General features: G+C 68.1%; 7 protein-coding genes. All 7 read right to left on the minus strand.

The annotated features are described in order from the left end of the window. Positions 1-77: 77 nt before the first annotated feature. Positions 78-4,748, minus strand: coding sequence for a PilC/PilY family type IV pilus protein (locus tag GTP90_RS27915; RefSeq protein ID WP_161086571.1), 4,671 nt, complete (start codon positions 4,746-4,748; stop codon positions 78-80). Positions 4,749-4,777: 29 nt separating this feature from the next. Then, complete coding sequence (locus tag GTP90_RS27920; RefSeq protein ID WP_254452081.1) at positions 4,778-5,353, minus strand: pilus assembly PilX family protein; 576 nt, start codon at positions 5,351-5,353, stop codon at positions 4,778-4,780. Further along, the gene (locus tag GTP90_RS27925) at positions 5,353-6,540 is read right to left on the minus strand and encodes a PilW family protein (RefSeq protein ID WP_161086573.1); all 1,188 of its coding nucleotides are present in this window, start codon (positions 6,538-6,540) and stop codon (positions 5,353-5,355) included. Before GTP90_RS27925 ends, GTP90_RS27920 begins: the two co-directional genes overlap by 1 nt. Before the next feature lie 3 nt (positions 6,541-6,543). Further along, positions 6,544-6,960 carry a type IV pilus modification PilV family protein gene (locus GTP90_RS27930; protein ID WP_254452082.1) on the minus strand — a complete coding sequence of 139 codons (417 nt, stop codon included), beginning with the start codon at positions 6,958-6,960 and terminating at the stop codon, positions 6,544-6,546. A gap of 8 nt (positions 6,961-6,968) precedes the next feature. After that, positions 6,969-7,610 carry a GspH/FimT family pseudopilin gene (locus tag GTP90_RS27935; RefSeq protein WP_161086575.1) on the minus strand — a complete coding sequence of 214 codons (642 nt, stop codon included), beginning with the start codon at positions 7,608-7,610 and terminating at the stop codon, positions 6,969-6,971. After that, entirely contained in the window at positions 7,598-8,023 is a 426-nt protein-coding gene (locus GTP90_RS27940; protein WP_161086576.1) for a type IV pilin protein, read from the minus strand. Before GTP90_RS27940 ends, GTP90_RS27935 begins: the two co-directional genes overlap by 13 nt. A gap of 98 nt (positions 8,024-8,121) precedes the next feature. Then, the gene (locus GTP90_RS27945; protein WP_371875139.1) at positions 8,122-9,150 is read right to left on the minus strand and encodes a sensor histidine kinase; all 1,029 of its coding nucleotides are present in this window, start codon (positions 9,148-9,150) and stop codon (positions 8,122-8,124) included. Positions 9,151-9,159: the final 9 nt, after the last annotated feature.

The following is a 9,159-nucleotide window of genomic DNA, read 5'->3' on the forward strand; positions in this document are numbered from 1 at the left end:
TCGCGATCTGAGGCGGGGCTGCAAAACCCTCGATTTTACCGATAGTTGGCCCCGCCGTGTGAACTGTTTGCCCCCGCTCACTCCCCTTTCACCCTGCGCCAGCCCGTGCGGTGGGCCTCGGGCGAGGTCTGCTCGGACAGCGGCGAGGTCTTGTTGGTGCCGTCGGCCAGCGTGGTGATCATCTTCAGCTGGCCGTTCGGCAGGCGGATGATGATGAAGCCGACCGCCGCCGAGGTGTTCGACAGCGTCGCCCCGACCGGATGGGTGCCGATCGCCTGGCCGTTGCAAACGTTGACCTGGTACAGGTTGCTGGAGCCGCCCACCGAACACGACGACGACGAGGTCGGCAGGTTGGTCACCACGTTGGCCACGCCGCTGACGATCTGCGGATCCAGGTTCATGCGCTCGCCGGCGTTGACCGACCAGTCGAAGTACCAGCCGTCCTTCTGCGTCAGGTCGACCGCGTTGGCGGTGATCTGGTAGGTGTTGACGTTGCTGCTGGAGCCGAGCAGGCTCAGCGTCTGCTTGACCATGGTCGCGCCGCGGATGTCGCCGATCAGGCTGCCGCTGTCCTTGAGCAGGTACAGGCTCTGGACCGAGGTATCGGTAGTGTCCGGCACGTCCAGCAGGCGGCCGGTGCCGAACAGCACCACCCGCACGCCGCCCGTGGTGGTGGTCGGCACGCCGGCGATCACCGAGGTGACCTGCACCGCGCAGGTGGTCACGTCCGGCCGCGTGGTGATCGGCTTGGAGGTGCCGGCGTTGCCCATCAGGTTGACCGTGATCGCGCCCGAGGCCGCGCTCAGGTCGAAGCGCCACATCTGGCCCTGGTTGTCGCCGCCGTAGATGTACTGGATGCGCGGATCGGCGCCGGGGTCGTTGCTGATGGCCGAGATCTTGGCCAGGCCGGACGGCGTGGTGGTGTCGCCCGAGTTGTTGCCGATCTTGTTGAGCAATTCGCCCGTGTAGGCGTCCAGCACGTACAGGAAGCCCTTGCCGCTGCCGGTGCCGACGCCGTCGGTGCCGGGCACGTTGTTGTAGCCCGAGGTCAGGAACACCACCCAGCGGCCGTTGGCCAGGGTGCCGAACTGCGGATTGCCGAAGGTCAGGCCGAGGTCGCCGTCGCTGAGCGCGCAGACGGCCGAGTCGGCGCAGAATTCCCACAGCTGCTTGGGATGGCTGGTGTCGGTGATGTCGAGCGCGTAGTAGCCGCGGCCGCCGCCGTTCAGGCCGGCCACCAGCACGGTGCGCCAGCCCAGCGCGCCGGCCTTGATGTCGGCCACCTCGGGCGAGCCGTCGGTGGTGAACTGGTGGTTGGTGCCGTAGGTGGTGCCGGCCAGCGCGTACAGTTTCTTCATCGTGATGCGCGGCACGTAGGCCCACAGCTCGCCGCCGGTGGCCGAGTCGAAGGCGTGCAGCATGCCGTCGTTGGCGGCGGTGAACACGGTGCCGCTGCGGCGCTGGGGACTGTTCGGGTTGCCGTAAAGGTCCTTGAAGGTGGCGTAGTCCGGGTCCGGGTAGTCGTTGCGCGGGTCGCGCACGAAGGCCGGCTTGGACGAGGCGATGTCGCCCAGTACGATCGGGATCGGTCCGGAGGCGCCGGCCGGCGTGTTGAGCGTCAGCGTGTAGGCGCGGAACAGGCTGTCGTCGGCGTACTGCTGCTGGCCGCGCAGGTAGTTGACCATGTTGTTGCCGTCGTTGACGATGGCCTTGTCGGCCGCCGACAGCAGCACGCATTGCGACAGCGACGCGCACTTGTTGGCGAACCAGCCGGGCGCCGCCCCCGTCATGTTGGCGTAGCGGAATTCGCTCGGCGTGCCGGCATTGCCGCCGGCCGTGTCGAACATGTAGATGGTGCGGGTGTCGCTGCTGTTGCCGACCTTCTTGCCCAGGGTGTCGCTGGTGGTCCAGGTGGCGCTGTTGCCGACGCTGCCGTCGGTGCTGTCGATCTTCTTGTCGGACAGCTCGCCGTACCACTTCACGGTGGTGAAGGTGTCGGAGAAGATGTCGTTGTCGGTCAGCGTGATGTTCGGGGTCGAGGTGGCGGCCGCCGCGGCCGCGCCCACGTGCACCTGCATGTTCGACAGCGCCTCGCTCAGGCCGCCCACCACGTCTTTCGGGTCCTGGGCGCTGAAATACTTGCCGTGGCCGTTGATGGCCGCGTGCCACAGGTCGTCGACCCGTTCCTGCACGGTGCTGGCGGTGTTGGTGACGTCCGGGTTGGGCCAGACATAGGCGCCGTTGCCGTTCCACGGGCAGCCGCTGGTGGCGGCGGTGATCAGGTTGTAGAAGTCGCCGCCGGTCTTGGGCGCGGTGTCGTAGTTCGGCTCATAGGTCATCACGCCGTCCACGCCCAGGCCCAGCGTGTAGGTGTTCATGTGCAGGTGGGTGTTCTCGCCGCCGGCCGCCGGCACCGAGCCGGGCTTGCTCATGTCCGGCTCCAGCGCGGGCCGCAGCGACACCGTGGTGGTGCTGGAGCCGCCGTTGTACCAGTGCAGCGCCACGTCCGAGATCGACGGCTGCGACTGCGCCCGCGTGTCGACGCAGCCGCGCGCCTGGGTGCAGAAGCGCTCCGGGTTCTCGACGTTGTCGTTGTTGACCACGTTGGCGGTGGAGCTGCCGTTCCAGTAGCCGTCGGTGGTCAGTATCATGAAGTTCTGCTGGCACGGGTACTGCACCACTTCCTGCCCGGCCGCGTAGTTGTACGGCGTGAGGTTGGAGAACATGCGGCCGACGTTGTCCATCGCGGTGCGGATCGGCGTCGAGCCCGAGGTGGTGGTGTTGTACAGCGTGGTGTACCAGCTGGCGCGGGCGCCGCCGGTGAAGTCGGCCGGCTTGAGGTCGATGGCGGCGCCGGCGCCGGCGTTCGACAGCTTGACGTAGCCGACCTTGTAGTTGGCGGTGATGGCCGAGAACGCGATGCCGATCGAGCTCTTCATCATTTGCAGCCGGCTCTTGTAGTACACATACCAGTTGGCGAAGTTGTTCATCTCCTCGGCATAGGTGCAGGTGGTGCCGGCGCAGTCGGTGCGGTCGGTACCCTTCGGATAGGTCTGGCCGCTGACGATGTTGACCCGCGCGAAGGGGTTGGGCGCGCTGGAGCCGGCCGACAGCGCCGTGGTGCTGGCCGGGATGGTGTCGTTGACGGCCGCCACGTAGCCGCTGGAGGCGCTGGTGGCCCAGCTGATCGAGCCCTGGTTGTCCATCGTGAAGGCGCTGATGGTGGCGGTGTTGTCGGTGGAGGCCCAGTTCAGCAGGCAGACGCTGTTGGCGTTGTAGCCGGCCGGGCAGTTGCTGCTGTTGCCCAGGTAGGCCTTGATGGTGCCGGCGGTGCCGATCTTGGTGACCAGCGCCGAGGCGATCTGCGACGGCGTCCAGCTCTTGCCCAGGGTCAGGTAGGTGGGCGAGCTGGTGGAGGTGCCGCCCACCAGCGTGGTGCCGGCATAGCCGAGGCTTCTGAGGATGGCGGTCTGCGACGACGAGGTGGCCGTGCCGGCGAAGGTGACCACCGCGCGGGCCGGCGCGTAGGCCGTCACCACGACGGTTGGCGACGTGACCGCGATGCCCCAGCCGGCGCGCGAGCTGTCCGAGACGGTCACGCAGTTGCTGACGGTGACGCTGCCGGTGCAGCTGACCGGCAGCACCGCCACCACGTTGTCGGCACTGAGCGTGATGCCGAACACGCTGCAGGCGGGCACCGTGGCCTGGCCGGTCGGCGTCTTGACGCAGGCATAGTACAGGCTGGTGGACGCGGCGCCCCGGCCCACCGAGGTGGCGATGATGTTGGCGGCCAGCGCGCTGGCCAGCGTTTGCTGCTTGATCAGGCTGTTGGTGCCGGTGGCGGCGTTGACAGCCGCATTGGTGATCGTGATGCTGCCGTTGACCACCACGCTGCTGATGCTGAGCGCGCTGGCGGTGGCCGAGGCGCCGATGGCGATGGTGCCGTAGGACGCGGTGGCGCCGGCCGGCATCGAATAGCCGGGGTAGATGAAGGCCCCCACCCGCTTGCCCTGGCACTGGGTCAGCAGCTTGTCGCTGCACCAGCGCACCTTGACCGGCACCGGGTAGCCGGCCGGCGCCGCCGCGCCGACCGCGGTCGAGACGCAGGTCTTCATGGTGTCGTCGGTGCAGTACTGGCCGACGCCGATGGTGTAGTAGTACGGGCCGGTGGTGATGGCGGTGGCGCTCTGGTAGTTGGCGTCCGGGTAGGTGTAGCTGGCGGTGTTGAACTGGCACACGCCGCTGCCGTTGCACCACTTCAGGTCGGGGAAGCCGGTCACCAGGTTGATGTTGGAGCTCACCGTGTTGCCGAACAGGTCGGCCTTGTGGGCGCCGAAGCCGTCGCCGCTGACCGAGGTCCAGTTGCTGGTGTTGGCGGCGTTCTGCTCGGGATAGTAGCTGCCGTCGGACTTGATCGGCACCAGGTAGCGGATCTTGGGGTTGTAGTACTGCTTGTTGAAGTCCGGGCTCATGAACGGCGGATGGCCGACCGCGCACGCGGTGATGCCGGCCTGCAGCGTGGCGGCGCTGCGGCACAGGTTGTCGTTGACGTAGTCCGGCGTGTAGGTCTGGTCCATCGAGCCGGAGTTATCGAACAGCAGCATCAGGTTGGGCTTGACGGTGCCGGTGCCGGTGATGTTAAGCAGCGGCACCTGGGCGATCTGGGTGGCCGCGGCCATGGCCGCCTGCGGCGCGCACAGCGCGGCGCCAAGCAGCAGGCCGGACAGCGTCGAAGAGAACTTGTTCATGATGGCTTCCATTCAAAAAGACTGCGGCCTCACGGCCCTTTCATGACGACCGCCTGCGTGATCACATTGCCGCCGCGCGCGCCGACGATGCGCGCCGTGACCACGTAGTGCAGCTGCGGCTGGTCCTGGTAGTTGGGGCTGTCCGCGCGGTTGCTCTTGCCGTAGGGCGTGGGCGACTTGGAGTTCGGCCGCGCCGAGGTCAGCAGGCAGCGGTTGGGCGGGTTGAAGGGGCCGGCGAAGTCGCACAGGCGGTGGATCACGTACTCGACCCGGTTGCCGGCCGCGTCGGCCGGCAAGGTGACCGAGCCGATCCAGAAGGCCGGGGTGCTGACGGTCCAGGTCGGCGTCAGCGTGGCGACGTAGCCGTTGGCCGGCTGGTTGCTTTCCAGCTGAGACGAGGCCGGTATCGAGCGCAGGTAGGCGAAGGCCGTGTGGATGCCAAGGTCGGCCGACTTGCTCAGCGCCGCGTCATAGGCCAGGTTGGCCGTGGTCAGCGTGGTCGAGGTGCTGGACTTGAGCAGGTAGATGCTGCTCACCAGCATCACCGTCAGCATGATCAGCATGATGGGCAGCGCGATGCCGCGTTGTCGGGAAGGCAGGCGCATCACGGCCTCCATTGGGAATTACGGATCTGCACGATGGTCTCGAACACGCGGTAGCGGTAGCACTGCCACGCCACCGGGTCGTTGGCCACCGCCACGTTGACCTGCACCGGCACCGCCGCCACGCCGGTCGGCACGCTGGTGGCAAACACGGTCGGCAGCACCGTGGTGGCGCTGCACTGCCCCGCCGAGTTCGGCTTCTCGGTGTTCTTGCTGCGCGCCACCACGGCGATCCGCACCGCCGCGATGCGCTGGTAGTCGCCGGGGCTGCCGACCACGCCGTCGCTGTCGGCGTCCACCATGGTGGCGCTCCACTTGGTGACCTGCATGCCGTCGGCGCCCGGGTTGGGATCGTAGGCCTTGGGGCCGGGCAGGCGCGCGTCGAAGCCGTACTGGGCCTTGATGCTGACCACGTTGTCGGTCACCGACACGCCGGCCTGCTCGGCGCCGGCCAACTCGGCGGCGCGCAACAGCAGCACGCCGTTGGCCACCGTCCAGGTATGGAAGTGCAACTGCGCCGGCGCGCCCAGGTTGTAGATGTAGGCCAGGTTCTGCTTGTAGGGCAAAGGCAGGCCGTCGACCGGATTGAAGCGGTAGCGTCCGCCGCTGTTGACCAGGATGGTGCTGTTGGCCCCGGCGCCGAAGCCGGACAGCTGGAACAGGGTGCACTGGCCGCTGCCCGGCGTCAACGGCGCCATCACCATCACGTCGCCGTCGTTGAAGGCGTAGGGGTTGCGGTTGTCGATGGTGAGCGTGTTGCCGACCGTGTAGTCGGCGAACAGCTTGACCGAGCCGGCGCCCGCCTGCGAGGTGCCGCTGTTGAAGGAGATCACGTCCGGGTCCTGGCCGTTGGACTGGATCACCGCCGCCGCCAGCGGCGTAATGTTGGCGCCGCCGCGCTGCGTGGCCGGCAGCACGTAGCCGTTGGCGTCGGAGAACACGGTGTCGCAGCCGGCCAGCATCGGATCGTTCAGGCCCCAGCCCGCCTCGGTGGCGTCGCTGCTGAGCGAGAACAGCGCCAGCATGCCGTTCTGCATGCTGTCCGAACCGCCCACGGCGGCATCCTTGTTCTGCTCGCCGCTGACCACCAGGCGGGTGGCAAACAGCAGCGCCAGCAGGCCGATCACCACGCTGACCATCAGTTCCACCAGCGAGAAGCCGCCGCGGCGGCGTGACAGGGAGAGGTTCATGGCTCAGATCGCAATATAGGAAGTGACCAGATGCTGGTTGGTGACGCCGCCGGCCTTGCGTTTCCACTTGATGGAAATGTCGACCTGGACCCGCAGTTGCTGCGGCGTGACGGTGACGGCGATGATGGCGCCCGGGATCGCGGCCTGGGTCTCGTCCACCCACGGCTGGGCGGCGGCGGTGACGGCGCCGCCCTCGATGACGCCGTAGTTCAGCACGTTGTTGCTGTCGGCGTTCATCACGCCCAGCAGTTTTTCGCCGGCCAGCGTGGCCTCGGCGCGCAGGCTGGCGTCCGACAGCGCCGAATAGGCGCGCGCCTGCAGGCCGATGGTGCCGAGCAGGCCGATGCCGAGGATGACAATGGCCAGCATCGCCTCCAGCAGCGCGATGCCGCCCTGGCGGCGGGAGGGACGGGGGGACATGGTTGGTTTCATGGTGGGCAGGCCCTTGTATCGCTGGCGGGGACGCGCGGGTCGCACTTGCTGGCCATGCCGGCCAGCGTGACCACCAGCGCCACCGCCGGCACTTCGTTGGCGTATTTGGCGGCCGGATCCAGGCGCAGGCTGGTCAGGCGCTGGGCGAAGCGGGTGTCGACCCAGCCGACCGGGGTGTAGTAGACCTGCGAGCTGCCTTCCGGCAGGGTGCTCGGCAACAGCACTTCCGAGTTCGGCAGCGAGTCGGCCGCGCGGTACACCGACCTGTAGCCGGCCGCGCCCTCGGGATCGTTGTCGGCCGGCGTGTCGACCGTCGACCAGCCGGTCTCGGTCGCGCCGCACTGGGTGGCCGGCGAGACGAAGCAGATGTCGACCTGCCAGTCCATCTGCCCGCTGTTGACGTTGGGCGACAGCGAGATCCGGCTGAAGCTGTTGTGCATGACGGCCTGGCGGCGCGCCAGGCTGAAGCCGTCGGCGTAGAACTCGCTGGCGCTGCGCGCGCGGTTGCTCAGCAGCCAGTTGCTGGCGTTCGGGATGCCGATCGCCAGCATGAAGGCGAAGATGGTCAGCGTCAGCAGCAGCTCCAGCAGCGTGAGGCCACGCTGGCGGCGCCGGGCCGGCGGCGTCAGTTGGAACATGCGCCACCCTTGTGGTCCACCCAGCACGAGGTGCTCACGCCCCAGCCGGTCGGGCTGCCGGTGGTGGCATGGGTGCCGTTCTGGTCGATGGTGTAGACGAAGCCGGTCATCTTGCCGATGCCGGTGGCCGTCAGCGTGTAGCTCGAGGCGGTAGCCGCGCTGAGCGCGTAGCGGAAGTTGGCGGTGGCGGGCGGGAAGGTGCTGACGGCGTCAAAGCCGACATAGGTGCGGTTGTTGGACCAGAACTGCTCGGCCGCCGGCTGGGCGCCGCCAAGCGCGGTGAACGCTTCGCTGAGGCGGCCGCGGGTCACGTAATCGCTGTAGGCCGGGATCGCCACCGCCATCAAGATGCCGACGATGGCCACCGACACCATAAGCTCGATCAAGGTAAAGCCCTGTTGGACACGCTTCATGGCCCGCTCCCGATGATTGTTCACATGCCTGGAGTGTAACGGGCCCAGCTTGCATTACCCTGAGGAAATGCTGACAAATTCCTGACAGCGGCAAATATTCAGGGGAAACGGACGGAAAACAGCGCGCCCCGGCCGCCGGCGCCGTCGGCGATGGCCAGGGTGGCGCCGTGCACGGTGGCGATGTCGCGCACGATCGCCAGGCCCAGGCCGCTGCCGGTGGTCTTGTCGTCCAGCCGCACGTAGCGGCTGAACACCTGCTCGCGCCGGGCCGGCGGGATGCCGGGGCCATTGTCCTCGACCGTGAGCCAGCCGCCCTCGCCGTCCGGGCGGCAGGCCACCGTCACCGTGCCGTGGGGCGGCGTGTAGCGGATGGCGTTGTCGATCAGGTTGTCGATCAGGTCGCGCAGCAGGAAGCGGTCGCCCATGACGGTCAGCGGCTGCAGGTCGAAGCCGAGGTCGATGGACTTGAGCGTGGCGCGGTCGACAAAGGACTGGACCGCCTCCTCCACCAGCGCGTTCAGCGCCACCGGTTCGAGCCGGGTCTTTTCAAAATGGCCCGGCTCGGCGCGGGCCAGCGCCAGCAGCTGGTTGGTCTGGCGGATCATGCGCTCGGTGGCCGACAGCATCAGCTTGACCGACTGCGCGGTCTCCGGCTCGGCATGGCGCGCGCCCAGCCATTCGAGCTGGGTCTTGAGGCCGGCCAGCGGCGTGCGCAGCTGGTGCGCCACGTTGGCCAGGAACTCCTGGCGCGCCCGCGCGCCCTCGCCTACCTTGTCCAGCAAGCCGTTGAAGGCCGACACCACCGGCTCCAGCTCGTACGGCACTTGCGTGGCCGCGATCGGTTCGAGGTCGTCGCCGTCGCGGGCGTTGAGGCCGGCGCGCAGGCGGTTCAGCGGCAGCAGGCCGTTGCTGACCGAGAACCAGATCAGGCCGACGCAGGCCAGCGCGAACAGCGACTCCAGCAGCACCAGCGCGCGCACCACGGCGTGACGGATCTGGGTGCGCTTGCGCAGCGTCTTGGCCACGCCGATGTCGGCCTGGACCGGCGGGCCCGAGGCGGATGGCAGGCTCAGGCGCAGCGCCACGCCGCGCACCGCCTCGCCGCGCTGGTGGCCGTCGAAGGGCACGGCGCGCCG

Origin of the sequence: Duganella vulcania (assembly GCF_009857655.1) — a bacterium.
GTDB lineage: Bacteria > Pseudomonadota > Gammaproteobacteria > Burkholderiales > Burkholderiaceae_D > Rugamonas > Rugamonas vulcania.

Excerpts from the sequence above, each read along its gene's own strand:
- GTP90_RS27915 (WP_161086571.1), bottom strand. The coding sequence starts at position 4,748 with ATGAACAAGTTCTCTTCGACGCTGTCCGGCCTGCTGCTTGGCGCCGCG.
- GTP90_RS27920 (WP_254452081.1), bottom strand. The coding sequence starts at position 5,353 with ATGCGCCTGCCTTCCCGACAACGCGGCATCGCGCTGCCCATCATGCTG.
- GTP90_RS27925 (WP_161086573.1), bottom strand. The coding sequence starts at position 6,540 with ATGAACCTCTCCCTGTCACGCCGCCGCGGCGGCTTCTCGCTGGTGGAA.
- GTP90_RS27930 (WP_254452082.1), bottom strand. The coding sequence starts at position 6,960 with ATGTCCCCCCGTCCCTCCCGCCGCCAGGGCGGCATCGCGCTGCTGGAG.
- GTP90_RS27935 (WP_161086575.1), bottom strand. The coding sequence starts at position 7,610 with ATGTTCCAACTGACGCCGCCGGCCCGGCGCCGCCAGCGTGGCCTCACG.
- GTP90_RS27940 (WP_161086576.1), bottom strand. The coding sequence starts at position 8,023 with ATGAAGCGTGTCCAACAGGGCTTTACCTTGATCGAGCTTATGGTGTCG.